At 60.8% G+C, this 25930-nt stretch carries 23 protein-coding genes and 1 pseudogene; 14 read left to right on the forward strand and 10 right to left on the reverse strand.

The annotated features are described in order from the left end of the window. Positions 1 to 83: 83 nt before the first annotated feature. Positions 84 to 1175, reverse strand: coding sequence for a redox-regulated ATPase YchF (ychF, locus tag ACORQT_RS10025; protein WP_025302489.1), 1092 nt, complete (start codon positions 1173 to 1175; stop codon positions 84 to 86). A 223-nt stretch (positions 1176 to 1398) separates the two neighbouring features. Next, positions 1399 to 1989 carry an aminoacyl-tRNA hydrolase gene (gene pth / locus ACORQT_RS10030; protein WP_033652046.1) on the reverse strand — a complete coding sequence of 197 codons (591 nt, stop codon included), beginning with the start codon at positions 1987 to 1989 and terminating at the stop codon, positions 1399 to 1401. Between the two features lie 301 nt (positions 1990 to 2290). Here pth and ychH point away from each other — a divergent pair, with 301 nt between their 5' ends. After that, entirely contained in the window at positions 2291 to 2569 is a 279-nt protein-coding gene (gene ychH / locus ACORQT_RS10035) for a stress-induced protein YchH (protein WP_108680531.1), read from the forward strand. Positions 2570 to 2754: 185 nt separating this feature from the next. Here the strand turns inward: ychH and prs are convergent, their stop codons facing one another. The 3 genes and pseudogenes from prs to lolB form a co-directional block, all read right to left on the reverse strand. Further along, the gene (gene prs / locus ACORQT_RS10040) at positions 2755 to 3702 is read right to left on the reverse strand and encodes a ribose-phosphate diphosphokinase (protein ID WP_004941061.1); all 948 of its coding nucleotides are present in this window, start codon (positions 3700 to 3702) and stop codon (positions 2755 to 2757) included. A 174-nt stretch (positions 3703 to 3876) separates the two neighbouring features. Next, the gene (gene ispE, locus ACORQT_RS10045; protein ID WP_164057136.1) at positions 3877 to 4743 is read right to left on the reverse strand and encodes a 4-(cytidine 5'-diphospho)-2-C-methyl-D-erythritol kinase; all 867 of its coding nucleotides are present in this window, start codon (positions 4741 to 4743) and stop codon (positions 3877 to 3879) included. After that, a pseudogene (lolB, locus tag ACORQT_RS10050) lies at positions 4740 to 5362 on the reverse strand (lipoprotein insertase outer membrane protein LolB). The gene ispE and the pseudogene lolB overlap by 4 nt, the downstream one beginning before the upstream one ends. A 468-nt stretch (positions 5363 to 5830) precedes the next feature. Here lolB and hemA point away from each other — a divergent pair. From hemA to kdsA, 6 genes are read left to right on the forward strand one after another with little or no spacing between them, the layout of a single operon-like run. Then, the gene (gene hemA / locus ACORQT_RS10055; protein ID WP_019454778.1) at positions 5831 to 7093 is read left to right on the forward strand and encodes a glutamyl-tRNA reductase; all 1263 of its coding nucleotides are present in this window, start codon (positions 5831 to 5833) and stop codon (positions 7091 to 7093) included. A gap of 31 nt (positions 7094 to 7124) precedes the next feature. Further along, positions 7125 to 8210 carry a peptide chain release factor 1 gene (prfA, locus tag ACORQT_RS10060; protein ID WP_033652048.1) on the forward strand — a complete coding sequence of 362 codons (1086 nt, stop codon included), beginning with the start codon at positions 7125 to 7127 and terminating at the stop codon, positions 8208 to 8210. Beyond that, positions 8210 to 9043, forward strand: coding sequence for a peptide chain release factor N(5)-glutamine methyltransferase (prmC, locus tag ACORQT_RS10065; RefSeq protein WP_444859395.1), 834 nt, complete (start codon positions 8210 to 8212; stop codon positions 9041 to 9043). Before prfA ends, prmC begins: the two co-directional genes overlap by 1 nt. Positions 9044 to 9087: 44 nt before the next feature. Then, positions 9088 to 9486, forward strand: a complete 399-nt coding sequence (locus ACORQT_RS10070; RefSeq protein WP_033642758.1) for a SirB2 family protein — start codon at positions 9088 to 9090, stop codon at positions 9484 to 9486. Further along, positions 9483 to 10292, forward strand: coding sequence for an invasion regulator SirB1 (sirB1, locus tag ACORQT_RS10075; protein ID WP_033642759.1), 810 nt, complete (start codon positions 9483 to 9485; stop codon positions 10290 to 10292). Before ACORQT_RS10070 ends, sirB1 begins: the two co-directional genes overlap by 4 nt. Before the next feature lie 58 nt (positions 10293 to 10350). Further along, positions 10351 to 11205, forward strand: coding sequence for a 3-deoxy-8-phosphooctulonate synthase (gene kdsA / locus ACORQT_RS10080; RefSeq protein ID WP_004941087.1), 855 nt, complete (start codon positions 10351 to 10353; stop codon positions 11203 to 11205). Positions 11206 to 11250: 45 nt separating this feature from the next. On the opposite strand, the gene dauA is transcribed toward kdsA, so the two are convergent. Together dauA and ACORQT_RS10090 are read right to left on the reverse strand one after the other, a co-directional pair. Beyond that, a complete protein-coding gene (gene dauA / locus ACORQT_RS10085) occupies positions 11251 to 12939 on the reverse strand; it encodes a C4-dicarboxylic acid transporter DauA (protein WP_147839163.1) in 1689 nt (562 codons plus the stop codon). Positions 12940 to 13171: 232 nt separating this feature from the next. Next, on the reverse strand, positions 13172 to 13657 hold the full coding sequence (locus tag ACORQT_RS10090) for a heme-degrading domain-containing protein (protein ID WP_164057135.1): 486 nt from the start codon (positions 13655 to 13657) through the stop codon (positions 13172 to 13174). Positions 13658 to 13857: 200 nt separating this feature from the next. Here ACORQT_RS10090 and ACORQT_RS10095 point away from each other — a divergent pair, with 200 nt between their 5' ends. After that, complete coding sequence (locus ACORQT_RS10095) at positions 13858 to 14958, forward strand: GGDEF domain-containing protein (RefSeq protein ID WP_444859396.1); 1101 nt, start codon at positions 13858 to 13860, stop codon at positions 14956 to 14958. A 31-nt stretch (positions 14959 to 14989) separates the two neighbouring features. Here the strand turns inward: ACORQT_RS10095 and mfd are convergent, their stop codons facing one another. Both mfd and ACORQT_RS10105 read right to left on the reverse strand, forming a co-directional pair. After that, positions 14990 to 18463, reverse strand: coding sequence for a transcription-repair coupling factor (gene mfd / locus ACORQT_RS10100; RefSeq protein ID WP_164057133.1), 3474 nt, complete (start codon positions 18461 to 18463; stop codon positions 14990 to 14992). A gap of 192 nt (positions 18464 to 18655) precedes the next feature. Then, on the reverse strand, positions 18656 to 19261 hold the full coding sequence (locus ACORQT_RS10105; RefSeq protein ID WP_025302502.1) for a serine O-acetyltransferase: 606 nt from the start codon (positions 19259 to 19261) through the stop codon (positions 18656 to 18658). 136 nt (positions 19262 to 19397) lie between these two features. Here ACORQT_RS10105 and ACORQT_RS10110 point away from each other — a divergent pair, with 136 nt between their 5' ends. The 6 genes from ACORQT_RS10110 to cobB all read left to right on the forward strand — a co-directional run bounded on the left by ACORQT_RS10110 (position 19398) and on the right by cobB (position 24728). Next, entirely contained in the window at positions 19398 to 19595 is a 198-nt protein-coding gene (locus tag ACORQT_RS10110) for a hypothetical protein (RefSeq protein WP_139276940.1), read from the forward strand. Positions 19596 to 19682: 87 nt separating this feature from the next. Then, positions 19683 to 20885 (forward strand): lipoprotein-releasing ABC transporter permease subunit LolC, encoded by a 1203-nt coding sequence (gene lolC / locus ACORQT_RS10115; RefSeq protein WP_004941116.1) that lies wholly within the window; start codon positions 19683 to 19685, stop codon positions 20883 to 20885. Next, positions 20878 to 21582, forward strand: coding sequence for a lipoprotein-releasing ABC transporter ATP-binding protein LolD (lolD, locus tag ACORQT_RS10120; RefSeq protein WP_004941120.1), 705 nt, complete (start codon positions 20878 to 20880; stop codon positions 21580 to 21582). The genes lolC and lolD overlap by 8 nt, the downstream gene beginning before the upstream one ends. After that, a complete protein-coding gene (gene lolE, locus ACORQT_RS10125; protein WP_004941124.1) occupies positions 21582 to 22829 on the forward strand; it encodes a lipoprotein-releasing ABC transporter permease subunit LolE in 1248 nt (415 codons plus the stop codon). Before lolD ends, lolE begins: the two co-directional genes overlap by 1 nt. A gap of 53 nt (positions 22830 to 22882) precedes the next feature. Continuing rightward, on the forward strand, positions 22883 to 23800 hold the full coding sequence (gene nagK, locus ACORQT_RS10130; RefSeq protein WP_164057132.1) for an N-acetylglucosamine kinase: 918 nt from the start codon (positions 22883 to 22885) through the stop codon (positions 23798 to 23800). A 91-nt stretch (positions 23801 to 23891) separates the two neighbouring features. Then, the gene (gene cobB / locus ACORQT_RS10135) at positions 23892 to 24728 is read left to right on the forward strand and encodes a Sir2 family NAD+-dependent deacetylase (protein ID WP_046899329.1); all 837 of its coding nucleotides are present in this window, start codon (positions 23892 to 23894) and stop codon (positions 24726 to 24728) included. A 44-nt stretch (positions 24729 to 24772) separates the two neighbouring features. Here cobB and potD read toward each other — a convergent pair whose 3' ends face one another. Beyond that, positions 24773 to 25816 carry a spermidine/putrescine ABC transporter substrate-binding protein PotD gene (gene potD / locus ACORQT_RS10140; RefSeq protein WP_096242159.1) on the reverse strand — a complete coding sequence of 348 codons (1044 nt, stop codon included), beginning with the start codon at positions 25814 to 25816 and terminating at the stop codon, positions 24773 to 24775. Positions 25817 to 25930 lie beyond the last annotated feature (114 nt).

Consider the following 25930-nt stretch of genomic DNA (forward strand, 5'->3'; position numbering starts at 1 on the left):
CAGGCCCTGGAGACAAAAAAATCCACGCCGAAGCGTGGATTTTTCTGTTTCCGGCAGCGGAGAAAAGCGCTGCGGAGAGAGGCTTAGACGTTGAACAAGAAGTTCATCACGTCGCCGTCTTTGACGATGTAGTCTTTACCTTCGGAGCGCATTTTGCCGGCTTCTTTGGCGCCTTGCTCACCCTTGTAGGTGATGAAATCGTCATAGGAGATGGTTTGGGCGCGGATAAAGCCTTTCTCGAAGTCGGTGTGGATCTTGCCGGCCGCCTGCGGGGCGGTGGCACCTACCGGGATGGTCCAGGCGCGCACTTCTTTCACGCCGGCGGTGAAGTAGGTTTGCAGGTTCAGCAGTTCATAACCGGCGCGGATCACGCGGTTCAGGCCCGGCTCTTCCAGGCCCAGTTCGGCCATGAACTCGTCGCGCTCTTCGTCTTCCAGCTCGGCGATGTCGGATTCCACGGCGGCGCACACGGCAACCACCACGGAGCCTTCGGCGTCGGCGATTTTACGCACGGTGTCCAGGTACGGGTTGTTCTCGAAGCCGTCTTCGTTGACGTTGGCGATGTACATGGTCGGCTTCAGCGTCAGGAAGCTCAGATATTTGATCGCCGCCTTGTCTTCATCGGTCAGATCCAGTGCGCGCAGCATGCCGGCGTTTTCCAGGTGCGGCAGGCATTTCTCCAGCGCCGCCAGCTCGGCCTTGGCGTCTTTGTCGCCGCCTTTGGCTTTCTTCTGCACGCGGTGGATGGCGCGCTCGCAGGTGTCCAGGTCGGACAGCGCCAGCTCGGTGTTGATCACGTCGATGTCTTCGGCCGGATCGACCTTGTTGTTGACGTGGATGATGTTGTCGTTTTCGAAGCAGCGCACTACGTGGCCGATGGCTTCGGTTTCGCGAATGTTGGTCAGGAACTGGTTGCCCAGGCCTTCACCTTTGGACGCGCCTTTCACCAGGCCGGCGATGTCGACGAATTCCATGGTGGTCGGCAGAATGCGCTGCGGCTTGACGATCTCGGCCAGCTTATCCAGACGCGGATCGGGCATCGGCACCACACCGGTGTTCGGTTCAATGGTGCAGAACGGGAAGTTGGCTGCTTCAATGCCCGCTTTGGTCAACGCGTTGAACAGGGTGGATTTGCCTACGTTAGGCAGGCCGACGATACCGCATTTGAATCCCATGTTGTAATCACCTTAAATATCTTAACTATCAGCTGGTTAGGTTTAACCGACTGCATAAAGGGCAAAATAATGCCGCCATTATACACGTAATGGGCGTTTATCTCGATCAGACTTGTTTGGCGGGGCGATCCGCAGCAGGAGAGGAGACGCCGCGTGAGCGAGGAGACCTTCAACCCACGCGGCTAGAAGCCGGCAGCGGGCAGGGCGCCCGCTGCGGCAAAGTTCAGGCCTGCGCCTTGAAGCTGTGCAGGCGCTGAACGGTTTTTTCCAGCCCGTCCTTCATCAGCATCTCGGTGCAGCGCAGCGATTCGTCGATCGCTTCGTCGATCATCTTCTGCTCGCCGGCCGGCGGTTTGCCGAGCACGAAGCCCACCACCTTGTTCTTGTCGCCCGGATGGCCGATGCCGATGCGCAGGCGGTAGAAGTTCGGGTTGTTGCCGAACTTGTTCTGGATGTCCTTCAGGCCGTTGTGTCCGCCGTTGCCGCCGCCGAGCTTGATTTTGGCTACGCCGGGCGGCAGATCCAGCTCGTCGTGCGCCACCAGGATCTCGCTTGGTTCGATGCGGTAGAAGTTGGCCATTGCCAGCACCGCTTTGCCGCTCAGGTTCATGAAGGTGGTCGGCACCAGCAGGCGCACGTCGTTGCCCGCCAGGTTCAAACGGGCGGTATAACCGAAGAACTTGCTCTCTTCTTTCAGCTGCTGATTGTGGCGCTGGGCCAGCAGATCGACGTACCAGGCGCCGGCGTTGTGGCGCGTCTGGGCGTATTCCGCGCCCGGGTTAGCCAGGCCGACTATCAATTTAATACTGCTCACTGAGTGATTCGCTATGATCAGGGTAATGGAAAGGGAGTTAGTCTACCTGTCGGGGCGGCGAATGACAAAATCCGATCTCCGCCGTCGTCGCAGGTAACAAAGACGAATGATTCATTAGCTGAATAATTCAATTTGTCCGCTAATTTTCAGCCGAGTGTTAAGAAGTGTCAATAATTCTTTACCATTTGTGATCGCCTCCGCAATCCCCTTGCCGCAGCAAGGGCTATACTTAACTTATCAAAGTGGGTTAACAAGTTGCAGCGTTATCCCGGTTGGCACATGGCAATCATGGAGGTGGCATATGAAACGTAGAAACGCGGACAGAGTGGGCAACTTTTTTATGGGGCTGGGCCTGGTCGTGATGATCGGCGGCGTCGGATACTCCATTCTTGCTGAAGTATCGCAGTTCAATTTACCGCAATTTTTCGCCCACGGCGCCATCATGAGCATCTTCGTCGGCGCGCTGTTGTGGCTGGTGGGCGCGCGTATCGGCGGCCGCGAGCAGGTGGCGGATCGCTACTGGTGGGTAAAACACTTTGATAAACGGTGCCGCAACGATCAACATCGTTCGTCGCATTGATTAAAAAAGCAGAAGGGAAGCAAGAGCAGGGCAAGGGAACATCTGCCGTGCATTAAGGTTTGAGGTCATGTCGGACTACAAGTAGAAAACCCGTTGTTGCTCGCGCACCAACGGGTTTTTCTTTTTCTGCTGTCGGGCTCGCTATCTTTCCGGCACGGTGGGCGCCGCACCGGAAAGACGACGAATCAATGCTCGAACATCGCAGAGATCGACTCTTCGTTGCTGATGCGGCGGATGGCTTCAGCCAGCATGCCGGACAGGGTCAGAGTGCGAACGTTTTTCAGTGCCTTGATTTCCGGCGACAGCGGAATGGTGTCGCAGACGATCACTTCATCAATCACCGAGTTCTTGATGTTGTCCACGGCGTTGCCGGAGAAGATCGGGTGCGTCGCGTAGGCGAATACGCGCTTGGCACCGCGTTCTTTCAACGCTTCAGCCGCTTTACACAAGGTTCCGCCGGTGTCGATCATGTCGTCGACCAGCACGCAGTCGCGGCCTGCCACGTCACCGATGATGTGCATCACCTGAGAAACGTTCGCGCGCGGGCGACGTTTGTCGATGATGGCCATGTCGGTGTCGTTCAGCAGTTTGGCGATAGCGCGGGCACGCACCACGCCGCCGATATCCGGAGAAACCACGATCGGGTTTTCCAGATTTTGCTGCAGCATGTCTTCCAGCAGGATCGGGCTGCCGAACACGTTGTCTACCGGTACGTCGAAGAAGCCTTGAATCTGCTCAGCATGCAGATCCACCGTCAGAACGCGGTCAACCCCTACGCTGGAGAGGAAATCGGCGACAACCTTGGCGGTGATTGGCACACGCGCGGAACGCACGCGGCGATCCTGGCGGGCATAGCCGAAGTAAGGGATAACGGCGGTAATACGACCTGCGGAGGCGCGACGCAGGGCGTCGACCATCACAACCAGTTCCATCAGGTTGTCGTTGGTCGGGGCACAGGTGGACTGGATGATGAAAATATCACCGCCGCGTACATTTTCGTTGATTTGCACGCTCACTTCGCCGTCGCTAAAACGACCTACAGCGGCGTCACCAAGGCTGGTGTACAAACGGTTGGCAATACGTTGTGCTAGTTCCGGGGTGGCGTTACCAGCAAAAAGCTTCATATCAGGCACGAGAAGAACCTCAGGCTTGCGTCCAGAGAAGATATTGTCATGCGACATCGCCAAGGGGCAGTCGGCGACGCCGGCGCAATATACATACGGGTATGTAAAACTAAAATTGAGACCGCAGGCAGCGCAGGGATAACAGGGCCAGGTGTGCATGACCCTGCGCAGCGAAACGTTGAGCTACGACTCAAACCGCCCGGAACGGATGCGATGTAGTGGGGAGACGTTAACGCCGCGCGCTACAAAACCACACAACCACTCCGGGGCTTGATTTAACACCTGACGGGCGGCTATTTCTGTGTCGAATTCAGCAAACACACAAGCACCTGTGCCAGTCAGGCGTGACGGGGCGTATTCTAACAGCCATGAAAGAAGCTGTTCAACCTCGCGAAAACGTTTTCTTGCGATCGGTTCGCAATCATTTGCGTACGGCGCCTGCAACAGCTCACTTAAGGAGCGAACCGGGGTGTTTCTTTTCAATTCGGCGTCGCCGAAGATAACCGGCGTCGGGATGCCGACGCCGGGATGCGCCACCAGATACCATTTTTCCTGCGGCTCGGCCGGCTGCAAGCGCTCGCCGATGCCTTCGGCGAAGGCGGCGTGGCCGCGCACGAACACCGGCACGTCGGCGCCGAGGCTGAGCCCCAGCTCTGCCAGTTGGTCGTCGCCAAGACCGCAGCGCCACAATTCGTTCAGCGCCACCAGCACGGTGGCGGCGTTGGAGGAACCGCCGCCCAAACCGCCGCCCATCGGCAGGCGTTTGTCGATGCTGATGTCGGCGCCGCGCGGCGCGGTCAGCAGGCCGCGTTCATCGCAATAGCGTTGCAGCATGCGGGCGGCGCGCACGATCAGGTTCTGCTCGTCCGGCACGCCCTCGACCGGCGTCAGCAGGTGAATGCGGTCGTCCTGGCGTGGGTCGATGGTCAGGGTGTCGCCGTAGTCCAAAAACTGGAACAGCGTCTGCAGCAGGTGATAGCCGTCTTCACGACGGCCGGTGATGTACAGAAACAGGTTGAGTTTCGCGGGGGAGGGCCACTGGCGGATCATTTGAGCGTCCAGTTATCCATCTTCAGCTTGATGCGCTGGTCGCCCTGCTGCAGCTCCAGGCGGTTCGGCAGCGTCGGCTGCACCTCGTTGCTGTAGCCCTGGTAATCCACTTTCCAGGTCTGGCCGCCTTGCTGGTAGGTCAGTTTGCTCAGACGATATTGGTCATCCAGCGCAAAATCGCTGGCTTCGCCCGGCAGGCCGAGCATCCACTGGCGCAGGTTGTTCAGCGGGATCGCCATGCCGGTCAGCTTGCGGATCATCTCTTCCGGGTTGTCGCTGACGTAGCGTTTGCCCTGGTTGTCGGTCAGCTGCACCACGTTTTTCTGCACGTTGAGATCCATTTCCGTGCTGCCCAGCGGGTTGGTCAGCAGTAGGCGGTAGCGCTCCGGCGAGAACTGCTGCCAGAAGAAGCGGGCGTAGACTTTTTCTGATCAGACAAGTAGGCGAAGGAGCCGCGGGTCTGATAGGTGCTGAGCTGTTGCACCGCCTGCTCATGGGCGCGCCACTGCGGTGAGGTTGGGCTGGTGGCCGGGCCGGTCGGCTTGGTGGTGGTACAGGCGGCCAGCACCAGGCTGGCCAGCGGGATCAGACGGAGCAAACTAACTTTGCGTATTGGCATAACTTTCTCTTGTCCTTTTGTCCTTGCGGGCATGCGCGACGAAACCCGGATTCAGCGCTCACGCTAACGGGGCGGCGGCGACGCGTCAATTTTTTGCTGCATCGCGTTGAATCTTGCCGCTTTTGCCGGCGCAATGCCAACCCGGCGCGCGCGTCGGGGTCGCCATTAAGATTAACACAATCGGCCGAAGGCGGGGGAGGCGCGCCCGATAAGCGGTGCCGGAGTTGCGCAAACGCCGCCGCTGCGTACGCCGAATAGCGTGCGCGTTATCGCAAACTGCGCTAAAATTTAAGCAATTAACCTACCCTATGACTATTTATCCTGCTGTATTTATTGCTTATTCATTAATTGATGTCATCTATGACAGCGATTGAACGGAAGATGCGGTTGTTACTTTTATTGATCCCGCGCATCAAGTAGAATGCCGTTCAACGAGAACCCGTACCAAGATAAGTATTACTCGAAGCAATGACCCTGCTGGCGTTAGGTATAAATCACAAAACCGCTCCGGTTTCTCTGCGTGAAAGGGTGACCTTCTCGCCAGAGTCCATCGATGAGGCGCTAACCAGCTTGCTCCAACAACCGTTGGTGCAGGGCGGCGTCGTGTTGTCCACCTGCAACCGCACCGAGCTGTACCTCAGCGTAGAGCAGCAGGAACACATGCACGAGCAGCTGGTCGCCTGGCTGTGCGCGTACCACAACCTGCGCCCGGAAGAGGTGAAGAAAAGCCTGTACTGGCATCAGGGTAACGACGCGGTCAGCCATCTGATGCGGGTGGCCAGCGGGTTGGACTCACTGGTGCTGGGCGAACCGCAGATCCTCGGCCAGGTGAAAAAGGCCTTCGCCGAGTCGCAACGCGGCCAGTCGCTGTCCGGCGAGCTGGAGCGGCTGTTCCAGAAATCCTTCTCCGTCGCCAAGCGCGTGCGCACCGAAACCGAAATCGGCGCCAGCGCGGTCTCCGTGGCTTTCGCCGCCTGTACGCTGGCGCGGCAGATCTTCGAATCGCTGGCCGATCTCAACGTATTGCTGGTGGGCGCCGGTGAAACCATCGAGCTGGTGGCGCGCCACCTGCGCGAACACAAAGTGCGGCACATGATCATCGCCAACCGCACCCGCGAGCGCGCGCAGCTGCTGGCGGACGAGGTCGGCGCTGAGGTGATCACCCTGCCGGAGATCGACGAACGCCTGGCGGACGCCGACATCATCATCAGTTCCACCGCCAGCCCGCTGCCGATCATCGGCAAGGGGATGGTGGAGCGCGCGCTGAAGGCGCGCCGCAACCAGCCGATGCTGCTGGTGGATATCGCCGTACCGCGCGATATCGAGCCGGAGGTCGGCAAACTGGCCAACGCCTATCTGTACAGCGTGGACGATCTGCACGCCATCATTCAAAGCAACCTGGCGCAGCGCAAAGCGGCGGCGGTGCAGGCGGAGTCGATCGTGCAGCAGGAAAGCACCAACTTCATGGCCTGGCTGCGTTCGCAGGGCGCGGTGGAAACCATCCGCGACTACCGTTCGCAGGCCGACCAGATCCGCGCAGAAATGGAGGCCAAAGCGCTGGCCGCCATCGCGCAGGGCGCCAACGTGGAGCAGGTTATTCACGAGCTGGCCCATAAACTGACCAACCGTCTTATTCATGCCCCCACCAAATCCCTCCAGCAGGCCGCCGGCGACGGCGACGTGGAGCGGTTGCAGTTATTACGCGACAGCCTCGGGCTGGATCAGCATTAGTTTTCTCTATTAACAGGGTTTATTACCACGCATGAAGCCTTCTATTGTTGCCAAACTGGAAGCGTTACAAGAGCGCCATGAAGAAGTGCAGGCGCTGCTCGGCGATGCCGGCGTCATCGCCGACCAAGACCGGTTCCGCGCGCTGTCGCGAGAATACGCGCAGCTGACCGATGTCAGCCGCTGCTTCCTGGAATGGCGTCAGGTGCAGGAGGATCTGGAGACGGCGGAAATGATGCTGGACGATCCGGAGATGCGCGAGATGGCGCAGGAAGAGCTGAAACAGGCGCGGGCGAGCAGCGAAGAGCTGGAACAGCAGCTGCAGGTGTTGCTGCTGCCGAAAGATCCGGATGATGAGCGCAGCTGCTTCCTCGAAGTGCGCGCTGGCACCGGCGGCGATGAGGCGGCGATCTTCGCCGGCGATCTGTTCCGCATGTACAGCCGTTACGCCGAAGGCCGCCGCTGGCGCGTCGAGGTGATGAGCGCCAACGAAGGCGAGCACGGCGGCTTCAAAGAAGTGATCGCCAAAGTTTCCGGCGACGGCGTGTACGGCCAGCTGAAGTTTGAATCCGGCGGCCATCGCGTGCAGCGCGTGCCGGAAACCGAATCCCAGGGGCGCATCCACACTTCCGCCTGCACCGTGGCGGTGATGCCGGAAGTGCCGGAAGCCGAGCTGCCGGACATCAACCCGGGCGATCTGAAAATCGACACCTTCCGCTCCTCCGGCGCCGGCGGCCAGCACGTTAACACCACCGACTCGGCGATCCGCATTACCCACCTGCCGACCGGCATCGTGGTGGAGTGTCAGGACGAACGTTCTCAACACAAAAACAAAGCCAAGGCGATGTCGGTGCTGGGCGCGCGCATTCGCGCCGCCGAGATGGCCAAGCGCCAGCAGGCCGAGGCGTCCACTCGCCGCAACCTGCTGGGCAGCGGCGATCGTTCCGATCGCAACCGCACCTACAACTTCCCGCAGGGGCGGGTGACCGACCACCGCATCAACCTGACGCTTTACCGCCTGGATGAAGTGATGGAAGGCAAACTGGACATGCTGATCCAGCCGATCGTGCAGGAGTATCAGGCCGATCAGCTGGCTGCGCTGTCCGCCGAGCAAGAGTGATGGATTATCAACACTGGCTGAAAGCCGCCGCCGCGCGTTTGCCCCACAGCGACAGCGCCCGGCGCGACGCGGAAATCCTGTTGGGTTTCGTGACCGGCAAGGCCAGAACCTTCCTGATGGCGTTCGGGGAAACCCTGCTGACGCCGCCGCAGCAACAGCAGCTGGAGACGCTGCTGGCGCGCCGCGAACGCGGTGAGCCGGTGGCCTATCTGGTGGGCGAGCGCGAGTTTTGGTCGTTGCCGCTGTCGGTCTCGCCCGCGACGCTGATCCCGCGCCCGGATACCGAATGCCTGGTGGAACTGGCGCTGGCGCGCCTGCCGCCGCAACCCTGCCACTTCCTCGATCTCGGCACCGGCACCGGCGCCATCGCGCTGGCGCTGGCCAGCGAGCGCCCGGATTGTTCGGCAATCGGCGTCGATGTGCAGCCGGACGCGGTCGCGCTGGCGCAGCACAATGCGCGCAAGCTGAAGATCGACAACGTTCGATTTTTACAGGGCAGCTGGTTTGCGCCCGTGGCCGGGCAACGCTTTGCGCTGATCGCCAGCAATCCGCCCTATATCGACGCCGCCGATCCGCATTTGTCGCAGGGCGATGTGCGCTTCGAGCCGGGCAGCGCGCTGGTGGCCGCCGAGCACGGGCTGGCCGATCTGGCCGCCATCGTGCGCCAGGCGCCGCACTATCTGCAGCCACAGGGCTGGCTGCTGTTGGAACATGGCTGGCAGCAGGGCGAGAGCGTGCGCGCGCTGCTGCAGGCCGCCGGATTTTCCGCTGTCGCCACCCACCATGATTACGGCGACAACGATCGTGTGACGCTCGGCCAATGGCCGGGATAAGCGCCCCTCATAATAACGATGTCCGGGCCATCTAAGGGAGCATCATGACTGCATACACCGCGTTGAAACATTTCCATTTGCTGACGGTCGCCATCAGTATTACCTTGTTTGTGCTGCGTTTTTACTGGCAGTGGCGCCGCTCGCCGATCGTGGGGCGCCGCTGGGTCAAGATAGCGCCGCACCTGAACGACACGCTGCTGTTCGTCAGCGGCATCGCGCTGGTGGTGACGTTCGGGTTTTATCCGCTGCTGGGTATGGACTCATGGCTGACCGAGAAGCTGTTTGGCGTTATTATCTATATCCTGCTTGGCTACGTCGCATTGGGCAAGAAGACCAAAAGTCAGCGGCTGCGAACCGTGGCGTTCGTGCTGGCGTTGGGCTGTCTGTATCTGATAATTAAACTTGCCACGACGAAAATACCGTTTCTGATGGGATACCTATGAGTAGCATTGCTGATTTTGAATTTAACACCTCGCCACTGAGCGAAGGGGTGATCCTGGTGTCGCAGTCGGTAAGGCGTGATTTCCCCGCCGCCGACGTGGAGCGCAAGCTGCAACAGCTGGTGGACGAAGCGCGCGCGGCGGTGCCGGCCGACATCACACAGGAGCAGCAACTGGATGCGCTCATCGAACTGTTCTACAAAACCTGGGGATTCGGCGGCGCCAGCGGCGTCTATCGCCTGTCGGACGCCATCTGGCTGGACAAGGTGCTGGAGGGGCGGCAGGGCACGCCGGTTTCGCTCGGCACCATCTTCCTGCATATCGCCAACGCGCTGGATTTGCCGCTGCTGCCGGTGATTTTCCCCACTCAGCTGATCCTGCGCGCCGATTGGCTGGATGAAGAACTGTGGCTGATCAACCCGCTGAACGGCGAAACCCTGAGCGAACACCAGCTGGAAGTGTGGATCAAGGGCAACCTGGGGCTGGGTGCCGAGCTGGAAGACGACGATCTCGACGAATCCGAGAACATCATGGTGGTGCGCAAGATGCTGGATACGCTGAAGGCCGCCCTGATGGAAGAAAAGCAGCTGGAAATGGCGCTGCGCACCAGCGAAACGGTGCTGTGCTTCGATCCGGAAGATCCGTACGAGATCCGCGATCGCGGGCTGATTTACGCCCAGCTTGAGTGCAACCATATCGCGATTTCCGATCTCAACTATTTTGTCGAGCAGTGTCCTGAAGACCCGGTCAGCGAAGTGATCAAAGTGCAGATCCATTCGATTGAGCCGAAACAGGTGACGCTGCATTAATTCAATGACTCCGTGCAGTTTGCAAGGCGACGGTTACAACCTTAACAAAGGCGAAAGCATGAAACAGAAAGTGGTTAGCATTGGCGACATCGACGTAGCAAACGACCTGCCGTTTGTGCTGTTTGGCGGTATGAACGTGCTGGAATCGCGCGATCTGGCGATGAGCATCTGCGAGCACTACGTCACCGTGACGCAAAAACTGGGCATTCCTTACGTTTTCAAAGCCTCTTTCGACAAAGCCAACCGTTCTTCCATCCACTCGTACCGCGGTCCGGGCCTGGAAGAAGGGATGAAGATCTTCGAAGAGTTGAAGAAAACCTTCGGCGTGAAAATCATCACCGACGTTCACGAAGCGGCGCAGGCGCAGCCGGTTTCCGAAGTGGTTGACGTGATCCAACTGCCGGCCTTCCTGGCGCGTCAGACCGATCTGGTGGAAGCGATGGCGAAAACCGGCGCGGTAATCAACGTCAAGAAGCCGCAGTTCGTCAGCCCGGGGCAGATGGGCAACATCGTCGACAAATTCAAAGAAGGCGGCAACGACCAGGTGATCCTGTGCGATCGCGGCAGCAACTTTGGTTATGACAACCTGGTGGTCGACATGCTGGGCATCAACGTGATGAAGAACGTGACCGGCGGCCATCCGGTAATCTTCGACGTGACCCACGCGCTGCAGACCCGCGATCCGTTCGGCGCCGCGTCCGGCGGCCGTCGCGCTCAGGTGGCCGAGCTGGCGCGCGCCGGCATGGCGGTTGGCCTGGCAGGGCTGTTCCTCGAAGCGCACCCGGATCCGAACAACGCCAAGTGCGACGGCCCGTCCGCGCTGCCGCTGGACAAGCTGGAGCCGTTCCTGGCGCAGATGAAAGCCATCGACGACCTGGTGAAGAGCTTCCCGGAGCTGGATACCAGCAACTAAGCGCTCATCGCCAAAAAAAGCCCGACTCGTCGGGCTTTTTTACGTTTAGGCGCCGGTGTCCGCCAGCGCTTCCGGCAGCGTCGGGTAGAACTGCAGCCGGCCCTCGATCGGCTGCACCCGCGCGCGCGCCAGGGTTTTCAGCGGCTGGAACGGCACGTCGGTGATCACCAGCTTTTTATCCGCCGGCAGCGCGTCGATAAAGCGACGCAGGGCGCTCAGGCCGCCGGCGTCGAGCACCGGCACCGCATCCCATTGCAGCACGATCGTCCGATAGCCCTCGCTGCGCGCCAACAGTTCGGTAAAGATGCGCTCGGCGGCGGCGAAGAACAGCGGGCCATTCACTCGCAGCACCAGGCGGCCATCGTCGGCGCTCAGTTCGCTTAGCCGCGTCATGCGGGCGATACGGCGCATAAACAGCAGCGACGCCAGCACGATGCCCACGGTAATGGCGATCACCATGTCGAACAGCACCGTCAGCGACATGCACAGCAGCAGCACCAAAATATCGTCCTTCGGCGCCCGGCGCAGCAGGTAAACCACCTTGTGGGCCTCACTCATGTTCCAGGCGACCATCAACAGCAGCGCCGCCATCGCCGCCAGCGGCAGATAAGAGAGCCACGGCGCCAGGACCAGCAGCGCCAGCAGCACCAGCAGCGCGTGGATGATGGCGGATACCGGCGAGGTGGCGCCGGCGCGCACGTTGGCGGCCGAACGGGCAATCGCGGCGGTCGCGGTGATGCCGCCGAAGAACGGCGCGATGATGTTGCCCGCGCCCTGGCCGATCAGTTCGCTGTTCGAGTTATGCTTCTTGCCGGTCATGCCGTCGAGCACCACCGCGCACAGCAGCGATTCAATCGCCCCGAGCATCGCCATCGAAAACGCCGCCGGCAGCAGGGCGGAGACGGTTTGCCAGCTGAGGCTGAACGGCTGCCCGCCGCCGCCCGGCAGATCCCAGGGCAGCAGCAGCTGCGGCAAGATAGGCGGGATGCCCTGGCCGCTGCTGCCGTCGGCCAGCAGGTAGCTGAAACGGGAGCCGATGGTCGCCACCGGGTGGTCAAACAGCGTCAGCAGCCCCATCAGCGCAGTGCCCGCCAGCAGCGCCGGCAGGTGGCCGGGCACGCGCAGGCCGAGTTTGGGCCAGAAGATCAGGATCAAGAGCGTCACCGCGCCGATCAGGGTATCGCCGAGATCCAACGTCGGCAGCGCCTGCAGCAGGGCGTACAGCTTGCCGACGTAGTTTTCCGGCGTGTGCGCCAGCTGCAGACCGAAAAAGTCCTTAATCTGCATGGTGGCGATGGTGATGGCGATACCGGAGGTAAAACCGAGCGTCACCGGCAGCGGAATGTACTCGATCAGCCGGCCAAAGCGCGCCAGCCCCATCAGCAGCAGAAATACCCCGGAGATCAACGTGGCGACCAGCAGGCCGGCCAGGCCGAACTGCTGCGAGACCGGATAGAGGATCACCACGAAGGCGGCGGTGGGGCCGGAGACGCTGTAGCGCGAACCGCCGCTGACGGCGATGACGATACCGGCGATGGCGGCGGTATACAGGCCATACTGCGGCGGCACGCCGCTGGCGATCGCCAGCGCCATCGCCAGCGGAATGGCGATAATGCCGACCGTCACCCCGGCGATGGCGTCTTTCAGCAACCGCGCCAGGCTATAAGGTTCCCGCCAGCAGGCGTCTATCAGCGCGCTGAAGGGGCGAATTTTGTTTATTTCATGGGTTTTCATCTACGGTGCGTACCAAATCTTCAAAAGTGAAAGGAATGGCGGGCCCGATGAGGTCCGTCTTGTCACGTGACTGATACCATACGCCTTTTGCTCAGCGGATTACCAGACCTGTATCAATTTGGCGCAGGAAATCAAAGAGTCGCCGTTTTATCCGGTGCTAAATGCCGCTGATGAGTAAGTCAGCCGCAGAATCTGCGGCTGAAAAGGAAGTGAACAATCAAGATTTTGACGGTTAATGCGGGGTGGGCAGGGATAAGCCGAGAAAATGGGCTAAAGTGTTCACCAGCAGCTGATGATCTTCTTTCTGCGGCGCGCCGGAAATGCTGATGCTGCCGACGCAGCCGAGGCCGGTCAGGGTGAGCGGAAAGGCGCCGCCGTGCACCGAATAGTCGCGCACGCTCAGCCCGTAACGCTCCTCCAGCGACGTTTGGCGCTGCTGCAGGCGCAGGCCGATAGCGTAAGAGCTTTTGTGAAAATGGTTCACCAGGTTGCGCTTGCGCCGCACCCAGTCGGCGATATCCGGCGTGGCGCCCGGCATGGCGTAATAAAACAGCGTTTGCCCGGCCAGCTGGATCTCGATGGCGATGCTCAGGCCGCGCCGCTCGGCGGCGGTTTTCAGCGCCGCACCCAGTTCCCAGGCGGTCGCGGCGTCAAAATGCGCAAACGCCAGCGTCGCTTCCTGTTCGCTGAGTGCGTGCAGTTCATCGTCGATATTCATGCGGTTCTCCCCAGATAACCCAAAGCACAGAGTAGCCTGAAGCGTTCGCCATGAGATAGACGGCTTAGCGATAAGATAGAACTGCTACTCTATTAATAGACCGTGTAAAATGGCCGCCGCCGAAGCGGAGACGACAGGGATGCGTTATTCAACGTCTGCATATTACCCCCTGGCGACACCGAGGAGCGCGCTGACTATTTATGACTTACATTGCGTCCATTTCTACCCTTTGCAGCGACGCCTGCATCACCTACGCCACGCTGTCGATAAGCTATTTCCTGCTCAGCAAGAATGCCCCTTTTTCTTATCAATCCGCACGGTGGAAGCGCATCGTTTTCGGCCTGCTGGCCGGCGTGGCGGCGCTGTACTTAAGCCAGGACCGCCTGGAGCTGACCGATAAGGTTCACTACAGCTTTGCGATGATCCCGATGATTTTGGTGACGTTCTTCGGCGGCGGCGTCAGCGGGCTGGTAAGCTTTCTGTTCGCTATGGCACTGACCGGCGGCTTCACCGTCGATAACCTGTTCATCGCCTCGATTGTCGCGCCGCTGCTGCTGTCGCGGGTGTGGCTGAAGAAATCCCATCGGGTGTTTTACCTGACGATCGGCGTCATCGCGCTGTATCGCATCGTTGTGGTGTGGCTGTTGGTGGACCTAAGGGGGCTGTGGCCGGATGTATTGCTGTACCAGGCGGCTTCGGCGCTCTGTCTGGCGATTTGCTATCATGCGCTGAATTTCAAAGAGCGCCACATCTACGCCTATTTCGCGATGCGCGCGCGCGCCACGACCGACAGCGTGACCCACATCAACAACCGCGCCAGCGTCGATTATCACCTGATGCTGCAGCGCGCCGAACGTCGCCCGTGCGGGCTGATGATCCTCGATTTGGATAACTTCAAAAACATCAACGACACTTACGGTCACCCGGCCGGCGACGTGCTGCTGGCGAGCGTGGGGCGGCTGTTGCAAAACAGCGTGCGCAATGAGGACTTTGTCGGGCGCTACGGCGGCGAAGAGTTTATGGTGATCACCGCCAGCTACGATCCGCAGGTGATTGGCGGGGTGGCCGAGCGCATTCGCAGCGCGGTGGAAAGCTCGACGTTCTTGCTGAATGCGCACGACGAAGCGCACATCACAATGTCCATTGGTGTGTCGCTGTATCTGCCTGGCATGATGCTGGACAAGGCGATCGCCATGACCGACGAGGCCTTGTATGAGGCGAAGCGCAGCGGCAAAAACCGGGTGGTGACCAGCCGCGTGATGCAGCTGGCGCCGCTGGGCGCCGGATTCCCGCGCGAGTAAGCCGCCCCCGCCGTACGGCGGGGGCGTTGGCTCAGGCCGCCAGCGTGTGTTCGCGGAACGCGTTCAGCAGCTCTTCGGTGAACGTCAGGCGTTTCTGGCGATCGGCCAGATCGAGCGTGAACTTCAGCTTGCTCGGGCCATCCAGGCGGTAAACCTGCGGACTGCCCTGCAACAGGCCGATCAGATAACCCGGGTCGACGCGGTTATTGTCGCCGAACTCGATAAAGCCGCCGCGCTCATTGCTCTCGATGCGTTTGATCCCCAGCTTCTGCGCATGCAGCCGCAGCGCTGCGCACTGCAACAGGTTACGCGCCGCGTCCGGCAGTTGACCGAAGCGGTCGATCAGCTCGACCTTCAGCTCATCCAACTCACCGTCGTTCTTCGCGCTGGCGATGCGCTTATACAGCGACAGGCGGGTATTGACGTCGGGAATGAAATCTTCCGGCAGCAGCGCCGGCATGCGCAGCTCCACCTCGGTCTGGCTGTTGGTGAGATCTTCCAGCGACGGTTCGCGGCCGTTTTTCAACGCGTCGACGGCGCTTTCCAGCAGCTCCATGTAGAGCGAGAAGCCGACGGTGGTCATCTGGCCGCTCTGGTCTTCGCCCAGCAGCTCACCGGCGCCGCGGATCTCCAGATCGTGGGTCGCCAGCGCAAAACCGGCGCCGAGGTCTTCCAGCGAGGCGATGGCCTCGAGCCGTTTATGGGCGTCGGTGCCCATGGTTTTCGGGTTTGGCGTCAGCAGATAGGCGTAAGCCTGGTGGTGCGAACGCCCGACGCGGCCGCGCAATTGATGCAGCTGCGCCAGGCCGAAGCGATCGGCCCGCTCGATGATGATGGTGTTGGCGCTGGGAATATCGATGCCGGTTTCAATGATGGTGGTGCACACCAGCACGTTGAAGCGCTGGTGGTGGAAATCGTTCATCACCCGCTCCAGATCGCGTTCACGCATCTGGCCGTGGCCGATGGCGATGCGCGCTTCCGGCACCAGCTCAGCCAGGCGCTGCGCCGCTTTCTCGATGTTTTCCACGTCGTTGTAGAGGTAGTAAACCTGGCCGCCACGCAGCACTTCGCGCAGGATCGCCTCGCGCACCACCAGGCTGTCATATTCGCGCACGAAGGTCTTCACCGCCAGGCGTCGCGCTGGTGGGGTGGCAATGATCGACAGATCGCGCATGCCGCTCATCGCCATGTTCAACGTCCGCGGGATCGGCGTGGCGGTCAGCGTCAGGATATCGACATCGGCGCGCATCGCCTTGATGCGCTCCTTGTGGCGCACGCCAAAGCGGTGCTCTTCATCGACGATCAGCAGCCCCAAATCCTTCCAGCGCAGATCGCTCTGCAGCAGTTTGTGGGTGCCGATGATGATGTCCACTTTGCCTTCGGCCGCGTCGTCCAGCACCTGTTGCTGCTCTTTGGCGCTGCGGAAGCGCGACATCATCTCGATGCGGATCGGCCAGGTGGCGAAGCGATCGCGGAAGTTGTCGAAGTGCTGCTGCGCCAGCAGCGTCGTCGGCACCAGCACCGCCACCTGCTTGCCGTTTTCCACCGCCAGGAAGGCGGCGCGCATCGCCACTTCGGTTTTGCCGAAGCCGACGTCGCCGCACACCAGGCGGTCCATCGCCAGCGGCTGGCACATGTCGCTCAGCACCGCGTTGATCGCCTGTTCCTGATCCGGCGTGGTTTCGAACGGGAAGCTCTGGCAGAACAGCTGGTACTGCTCGCGGTTGTGTTTGAAGGCGAAACCGGCCTTGGCGGCGCGCTGGGCGTAAATATCCAGCAGCTCGGCCGCCACGTCGCGCACCCGCTCGGCGGCTTTCTGCCGCGCGCGCGTCCAGGCGTCGCCGCCCAGTTTGTGCAGCGGGGCGTTTTCGTCCGCGCCGCCGGCGTAGCGGCTGATCAGATGCAGCGATGACACCGGCACGTACAGTTTGTCCTCACCGGCATAAGACAGGATCAGGTACTCGGCCTTGATGCCGCCGGCCTCCAGCGTGGTCAGGCCGACATAGCGGCCAACGCCGTGCTCCAGGTGCACCACCGGCTGGCCGGGATGCAGCTCCGCCAGGTTGCGGATCAGGGTATCGGTGTTGATGGTGCGCCGGTTGTCCTGCCGGCGACGGCTGACGCGCTCGCCGAGCAGATCGCTTTCGCAGATCAGCGCCCGCCGGCGCAGGCCGTCGAGGAAGCCGTGTTCGGCGGCGCCGACCATCATGTAACGGCCCGCGGTTTCCGCCTGATCGAGTCGTTGGATCAAGGCAGGCGCCAGCTTGATGCGGCCGAGCAGATCCTGCAGCGTTTCACGCCGCCCCTCGCTCTCGACGGAGAAGATCACGCTGCCGTCAAAACTTTCAATAAAGCGGCGCAGATTATCCAGCGGGGATTTATGCTGCGCCTGCACCGCCAGATCGGGCAGGGCATGGTAATCCAGATTGGTATTGCCCGCTTTGGCCGGCAGCTCATCGGTTTTCAGCGCGATGCGCGGCCAGGCTTTCAGCTCGCCGAACAGTACGTCAACGCGCAGCCACAGCGTATCCGGCGCCAGCAGCGGGCGCATCGGATCGACGCGGCGGCTTTCGAAACGCTGGTTGACGTCCTGCCAGAAGCGCTCGGCGGCGCCCTCCAGATCGCCGGTGTTGACGATCAGCGTATTGGCTGGCAGGTAGCTGAACAGCGACGGCAGCGGCTGGCTGAAGAACAGCGGCTGCCAGTATTCGATGCCGGCGGGCCAGGCGCTTTTGCTGACCTGCTGATAGATGTGCTCGGCGTCGCGACGCACCTCAAACTGCTCGCGCCACTGGCTGCGGAACAGCTCGATGGCGTTTTTGTCGGTAGGGAACTCGTGGGCCGGCAACAGATTGATGGCCTCGACTTCGCTCAGCGTGCGCTGGGTGTCGACGTCGAAGATGCGCAGGCTGTCTATCTCGTCATCGAAGAAGTCGATGCGGTAAGGCTCATCGCTGCCCATTGGATACAGGTCGAGCAGCGCGCCGCGGGTGGCGAATTCGCCGTGCTCCATTACCTGATCGACGCTGCGGTAGCCGGCTTGTTCCAGCTGCGCGCGCAGTTTGTCGCGCGACAGGCGCTGGCCTTTTTTCATCACCAGCGCATGGCCGTGCAGGAATTCGTGCGGGCAGACGCGTTGCATCAGGGTATTGACCGGCAGAATGATCACGCCGCGCGCCATGGTCGGCAGGTGATACAGGCTCGACAAACGGTCGGAGATGATTTCCTGGTGCGGCGAGAAGCTGTCGTACGGCAGGGTTTCCCAGTCGGACAGGGTGGTCACCATCTGATCGGTGAACTGTTGGATCTCGTCGCGCAGCCGCAGGGCGTTTTGCATGTCCGGCGCGATCAGCATCACTGGGCCAAGGTGACGCTCGACGATCTCGGCGCACTCCACGGCGCAGGCCGCGCCGGTCAGTTGCCCCAGCTGGCGGAGATCGCCCGCGCGATCGGGCAGAGAATAACGGGGGGATGAGGAACGGTTACGGCTATCGGAAGTGCTCATTCAGGTATCTTTAATCAATGTGTTGGATGGCGTCCCGGCACGGATAACCCAGCGCCTTTATGCTGTTTATAGTAGCCCAGCGGCCGGCAAACTGACACCGATAAAAGTGCCCTGTCTCGCAAGTTATTGGGTTGGCATTGCATGCAAGCGCGACGCCAAACAGGCGTCGCGAGGGGCGGAAACAGTGCAAGATTAGCGCTTCTGATATTCGTCAAACGACAGGTAATCCGTATTCAGGACAATCGACGCTTTGCGCGAAATGATTTTAGCCGGTATGCCTGCCACGATGCAGTTGGGCTCGATATCGCTGGTGACTACGGAGTTGGCGCCAATCGTCACATTGTCACCGATGGTGACCGGGCCAACGATTTTTGCTCCGGCGGCAATGGTGACGTTATCACCGATAGTGGCAACGTCGTCCCGGCTTTTGAAGAGGTTGTTGCCGATGGTCACCCCTTGCAGGATGGTACAATTTTTACCAATTTTGACGTTGGGATGGATGACGATGCCACCGAAATGCGGGATAACCAGACCTTCACCGATGCTGGCCTGATGGGGAATTTCGATGCCATATTTTATTTGCAGGCGCTTCAGATTCTTTACCAGCAGGCGGAAGCAAATTCTCTCAACGATATTGCGTTTCCTGGAATGAAAATCACTGTGCAGCCTCAGCGTGAAAATATAGTTAAAGCCGATGTAGTTCTGTTGGAAAAGGGACTTGATTAGTCTTGCGACGCCGGACTTTCTGCTGGCGCGAAAGAAGTCGGCATAAATTTTATATTTTGTTTCCGTTCTCATTGATTGCCCTTGGGTTTAACCGATAACTATCATCAACTTCGTCAATGTTGGCAGATAGTAACATAGGCCGAAATCGCTGGCGATCCTGTGCGGGAGTCCCAGACTGAAACCCGTCGGATAACGGCATGTGCCAATAATGATGGAAAACGAGGGCGCGGCGGGTGCCCTGCGAGCGACAGGGGCAAATGCGATTTCGCAGGCGACACTGTCATTTTCAGAAGAAACTGAGGCGGACCGGCAAAAACATTTTCGGCGACTCACCAAAACAGTCAAGGGTAAACAAGGGGTTATCCGCGATGGAAATGCCACATGCACATCGATGCAAGAATCGTAAAAATCTTTATTTTTCATTTAATTGTTTTCACGGCGACGATATAATCCGTGATCACTTTGCTTAAGCCACGGCTATCAAACGGATTTCATGTATCAACCTGTCGCGTTATTCATTGGCCTGCGCTACATGCGCGGGCGAGCCTCAGACCGCTTCGGGCGGTTTGTTTCCTGGCTTTCCACCATCGGCATTACGCTGGGGGTGATGGCGTTGGTCACCGTGCTGTCGGTGATGAACGGTTTCGAAAAGGATCTGGAGAACAACATTCTCGGCCTGATGCCGCAGGCGTTGGTCACCAGTCCGCAAGGATCGGTCAACCCGCAGCAGCTGCCGGCCTCCGAGGTGCAGAAGCTGCAGGGTGTCACGCGCGTTGCGCCGCTGACCACCGGTGACGTGGTGCTGCAAAGCGCTCGCAGCGTGGCGGTCGGGGTGATGCTCGGCGTGAATCCCGACGAGGCCGATCCGCTGACCCCGTATCTGGTCAACGTCAAGCAGCAACAGCTGCAGCCGGGCCAATACAACATCATCATCGGCGAACAGCTGGCGGGGCAACTCGGCGTCAAGCGCGGCGATTCGCTGCGCGTGATGGTGCCGAGCGCCAGCCAGTTCACGCCGATGGGCCGCATTCCCAGCCAACGTTTGTTCACCCTCATCGGCACCTTCCACGCCAACAGCGAGGTGGACGGCTATCAGCTGCTGGTCAACCAACAGGATGCTTCGCGCCTGATGCGCTATCCGGCCGGCAACATCACCGGCTGGCGTCTGTTCCTGCAACAGCCGCTGACGGTCGATACCCTCAGCCAGCAGGCGCTGCCGGCGGGCACCGTCTGGAAAGACTGGCGCGATCGCAAGGGCGAGCTGTTCCAGGCGGTGCGCATGGAGAAGAACATGATGGGGCTGCTGCTCAGCCTGATCGTGGCGGTGGCGGCGTTTAACATCATTACCTCGCTCGGCCTGCTGGTGATGGAGAAGCAGGGCGAGGTCGCCATTCTGCAGACTCAAGGGCTGACCCGTCGCCAGATCATGTCGGTATTTATGGTGCAGGGCGCCAGTGCCGGCATCATCGGTTCGCTGCTCGGCACGCTGCTCGGCGTGCTGCTGGCCACCAATCTGAACAACCTGATGCCGATCCTCGGCGCATTGATCGACGGCGCTTCGCTGCCGGTGGCGGTCGATCCGCTACAGGTGACGATCATCGCCGTGGTGGCGATGGCGGTTTCCCTGTTGTCCACGCTCTATCCTTCATGGCGCGCTGCCGCCGTACAACCCGCTGAGGCTTTACGTTATGAGTAACCATCTTTTGCTGCAGTGTGACAACCTGTGCAAGACCTATCAGGAAGGCAACCTGCACACCGACGTGCTGCGCAACGTCAGCTTTGCCATGCAGCAGGGCGAGATGATGGCGATCGTCGGCAGCTCGGGTTCCGGCAAGAGCACCCTGTTGCACCTGCTGGGCGGGCTGGACTCGCCGACCTCCGGCGAAGTGATCTTCAAGGGCGAATCGCTGAACGCCATGTCTTCGGCGGCCAAGGCCGAGCTGCGCAACCGCCAGCTGGGCTTCATCTATCAGTTCCACCATCTGTTGCCGGACTTCACCGCGCTGGAAAACGCCGCCATGCCGCTCTTGATCGGCGGCGCCAAACCGGCGCAGGCACAGGAGAAAGCGCGGGAGATGCTGGCGGCGGTCGGGCTGGAAAAGCGCAGCAAACACCGCCCGTCCGAGCTTTCCGGCGGCGAGCGTCAGCGCGTGGCGATCGCGCGCGCGCTGGTCAATAACCCGGCGCTGGTGCTGGCGGACGAACCGACCGGCAACCTCGACAAGCGCACCGCGGACAGCATCTTCGATCTGCTCGGCGAGCTGAACGTGCGTCAGGGCACCGCTTTCCTGGTGGTAACGCACGATCTGCAGCTGGCCAAGCGCTTGAGCCGCCAGTTGGAAATGGCCGACGGCCACCTGCAGGCGCAGCTGACCCTGATGGGGGCCGAGTAATGGCGGGAGCCTCACTGTCCTTCCTGACGGCCCTGCGTTTCAGCCGCGGCCGTAAACGCGGCGGCATGGTGTCGCTGATCTCGGTCATCTCCACCATTGGCATCGCGCTGGGGGTGGCGGTGCTGATCGTCGGTCTGAGCGCGATGAACGGCTTTGAGCGCGAGCTGAAGAACCGCATTCTGGCGGTGGTGCCGCACGGCGAGCTCGAGCCGGTCAATCAGCCGTTCAGCGGCTGGCCGTCGATTCTGCAGCGGGTGGAAAAGGTGCCGGGCATCTTGGCCGCCGCGCCGTACATCAACTTTACCGGCCTGATGGAAAACGGTGCTCAGCTGCGCGCGGTGGAAGTCAAAGGCGTGGACCCGCAGCAGGAGAGCCGGCTGAGCGCGCTGCCGCAGTATGTGCAGGGCGACGCCTGGGCCAACTTCAAGCCCGGCGAGCAGCAGGTGATCCTCGGCAAGGGCGTGGCCGACGCGCTGGGCGTCAAGCAGGGCGCCTATGTCACGGTGATGATCCCCAACAGCGACCCTGAGATGAAGCTGCTGCAGCCAAAGCGTATTCGCCTGCACGTGACCGGCATTTTGCAGCTCAGCGGCCAGCTCGATCACAGCCTGGCGCTGGTGCCGCTGGCCGATGCGCAGCAGTATCTCGACATGGGTGACAGCGTCACGGGCATCGCTCTCAAGATGAACGACGTGTTCGCCGCCAACAAGCTGGTGCGCGACGCCGGCGAAGTGACCAACGCTTACATCTACATCAAGAGCTGGATCGGTAAGTACGGCTACATGTACCGCGACATCCAGATGATCCGCGCCATCATGTACCTGGCGATGGTGCTGGTGATCGGTGTGGCCTGCTTCAACATCGTCTCCACGCTGGTGATGGCGGTGAAAGACAAAAGCGCCGACATCGCGGTGCTGCGCACCCTGGGCGCCAAAGACGGCTTTATCCGTGCCATTTTCATCTGGTATGGGCTGCTAGCCGGGTTGCTGGGCAGCCTGAGCGGCGTGGTGATCGGGGTGATCGCCTCGCTGCAGCTGACCAACATCATCCGGGGCATCGAGAAATTGGTCGGCCACTCCTTCCTGTCGGGCGATATTTACTTCATCGACTTCCTGCCTTCCGAGCTGCACTGGCTGGACGTGCTGATCGTGCTGGCGACCGCTATCGTGCTGAGTCTGTTGGCCAGTTGGTATCCGGCGAGGCGCGCCAGCCGCATCGATCCGGCGCGGGTGCTGAGCGGACAATAAAACCCACGGGGAGGCAGCGATGCCGCCCCGTTTTTTTAGCCTGGGGATGGGTTATGTACTACGGTTTCGATATGGGCGGCACCAAGATTGAGCTGGGAGTGTTCGACGACAGCCTGCAGCGCATTTGGCAAAAGCGGGTGCCGACGCCGCGCGACGATTATCGGCAACTGCTGGCTACGCTGTGCGAGCTGACCCTTGAGGCGGATGCGTTTTGCGGCCGGCGCGGCAGCGTCGGCATCGGCATTCCGGGCCTGCCCAACGACGATGACGGCACGCTGTTTACCGCCAATGTGCCGGCGGCGATGGGGCGGCCGCTGCCGCGCGATCTGGCGGCGCTGATCGGGCGCGAGGTGCGGGTCGATAACGACGCCAACTGCTTTGCGCTGTCGGAGGCCTGGGACGACGAGTTCCGCCGCTACCCGACGGTGCTGGGCATCATCCTCGGCACCGGCGTAGGCGGCGGCCTGATCGTCGAGGGCAAGACGGTGCCCGGGCGCAACTATATCGCCGGCGAGTTCGGCCATTTGCGCCTGCCGGTGGACGCGCTCGAGGTGCTGGGGCGTGATGTGCCTCGCGTCGCCTGCGGGTGCGGCCATCAGGGTTGCATTGAAAATTACATATCGGGCCGCGGTTTCGAATGGATGTACGCCCATTTTTATGGCCGGCACTTGCCTGCCACCGAGATCATTGCGCATTATCAGGCGGGTGAGCCGCAGGCCGTGGCGCATGTCGATCGCTTTATGGACGTGCTGGCGATCTGCCTGGGGAACCTGCTGACGGTGCTGGATCCGCACCTGGTGGTGATCGGCGGCGGGCTGTCGAACTTCGACGCCATTTACCAGGCGTTGCCGCAGCGGCTGCCGGCGCACCTGCTGCGGGTGGCTCGGCTGCCGCGCATCGAGAAGGCGCGCTATGGCGACGCCGGCGGCGTGCGCGGCGCAGCGTTTCTCAATTTGACTCGCCCAACGTAATGGGCGTTGCGGCCAGGCGTGAATGTATACAGCCAACAACGCCGCAACGTTCAGTAAGAAGGGTAAACAGGGAAAAGTAAGGAGAGAGTTAATGCACACTCGCCATCGGCTGTGTCAGTTTCGCAAGAGTAAGCATGTGCTGCATCAGCGCTTTCGTTCACGCATTTTTCACCGTGACACCATGGCGGCGGCCGAGCTGAAAAAGCCGTTTGTGGTGGTGTTGACCGGGGCCGGCATTTCGGCCGAGTCGGGCATTCGCACCTTCCGCGCTGCGGATGGGCTGTGGGAAGAGCACCGGGTGGAGGACGTCGCCACGCCGGAAGGTTTTCAGCGCGATCCGGCGCTGGTGCAGGCGTTTTACAACGAACGCCGCCGCCAGCTGCAGACCGAGGACATCGCCCCGAACGCCGCGCACCGCGCGCTGGCGGATCTGGAAGAGTGGCTGGGGGACAACTTCCTGCTGGTCACGCAAAACATCGATAACCTGCATGAGCGCGCCGGCAGCAAGCGGGTGCTGCACATGCACGGCGAATTGCTGAAGGTGCGCTGCACCCAGTCGGGCCAGGTGTTCGAGTGGCCCGGCGATCTCAGCGTCGATGAGCGTTGCCACTGCTGCCAGTTCCCGGCGCCGCTGCGGCCGCACGTGGTGTGGTTCGGCGAGATGCCGCTGGGCATGGACGACATCTACCAGGCGCTGAGCAAGGCCGATTTCTTCGTCGCCATCGGCACCTCCGGCCACGTCTATCCGGCGGCCGGGTTCGTGCATGAGGCGCGGCTGGGCGGCGCCTACGCGATGGAGCTGAACCTGGAGCCGAGTCAGGTGGAAAGCCAGTTCGACGAGAAACACTACGGCCTGGCCAGCGAAGTGGTGCCGCGTTTTGTGCACAAATTCCTGGTGGGCAAGGTGGCGCGGGCCGATAAGCCCTAAAGACATCAGGGCGCAATGCGCGCCCTGATGGGATGGCGGGCGTGTTAGCGCCCGGCTTTCAGCTTTTGGAAGTAGCTTTCGTACAGCGTGCTGGCGTCGCCGACGTCGTTTTGCCACTCGCCGTGCTCAATCACCGTTTTATCCGGGTAGAGAGACGGATCGTTGGCGATCTCCGGCGACAGCAGCTTCTTCGCCGCCAGGTTCGGCGTCGGGTAACCGATGGTTTCCGCCACCTGCACCGCGATTTCCGGCCGCAGCAGGAAGTCGATCAGCTTCAGCGCCCCCTCGACGTTGCGCGCGTTGGCCGGAATGGCCAGGCTGTCCATCCAGAAGATCCCACCTTCCTTAGGCCAGACGATTTCCAGCGGCGTGCCGGCCTGGCGCGCCACGAAGGCCGAACCGTTCCACACCATGCCGACGTTGATTTCCCCTTCCATAAACGGGTTGCCCGGGTTGTCGGAGTTGAAGGCCAGCACGTTCGGCATCAATTTCTGCAGTTCGCGGTAGGCGGCTTCGATCTCTTTCGGATCGGTGGTGTTGCCGGAATAACCCAGCTTGAGCAGCGCCATCTGGAACACTTCGCGCGCGTCGTCGGTCAGCAGCAGGCGGCCTTTGTACTGCGGCTGCCACAGATCGGCCCAGGAGGTGACGGTGGACGGATCCTGCGCGTCGCTGTTAACGCCGATGGCGGTGGCGCCCCAGATGTAAGGGATAGAGTAGTCGTTGTTGGGATCGAACGGCTTGTTCAGCAGGGTAGGATCGAGATCCTTGAAGTGGCTGAGCTTGCTCTTATCGATTTTTTGCAGCATGCCTTCCTTGCTCATCTTGGCGATGAAGTAAGTGGAAGGCACCACCAGATCGTACGCGCCGTCCTTGTAGGTCTTCAGCTTGGCGTACATGCTTTCGTTGGATTCATAGGTGGAATAAATCACCTTGATGCCGGTTTCCTTGGTGAACTGCTCCAGCAGCCCCGGCGGGACGTATTCAGTCCAGTTATAGAAATACAGCGTTTTGCCGTCAGAGGCGTTTGCAGAGCAGAAACTCAGCGCCATCATCCCGGCTGCGAGCAGATGTGACCACTTTTTCATGCAGCGTATCCTTCAGCAGTAGTGAGCCGAACCCGTATGAGCCGCCGTTTTCGGCCGCGCCATACCCCAGAAAGGGGCCATTATAGGGGCCGGGGCGGGGTGGGTAAAGGCGGT

The sequence above is a fragment of the Serratia sp. (in: enterobacteria) genome, from assembly GCF_052400455.1.
GTDB classification, from domain to species: Bacteria; Pseudomonadota; Gammaproteobacteria; order Enterobacterales; family Enterobacteriaceae; genus Serratia; species Serratia ureilytica.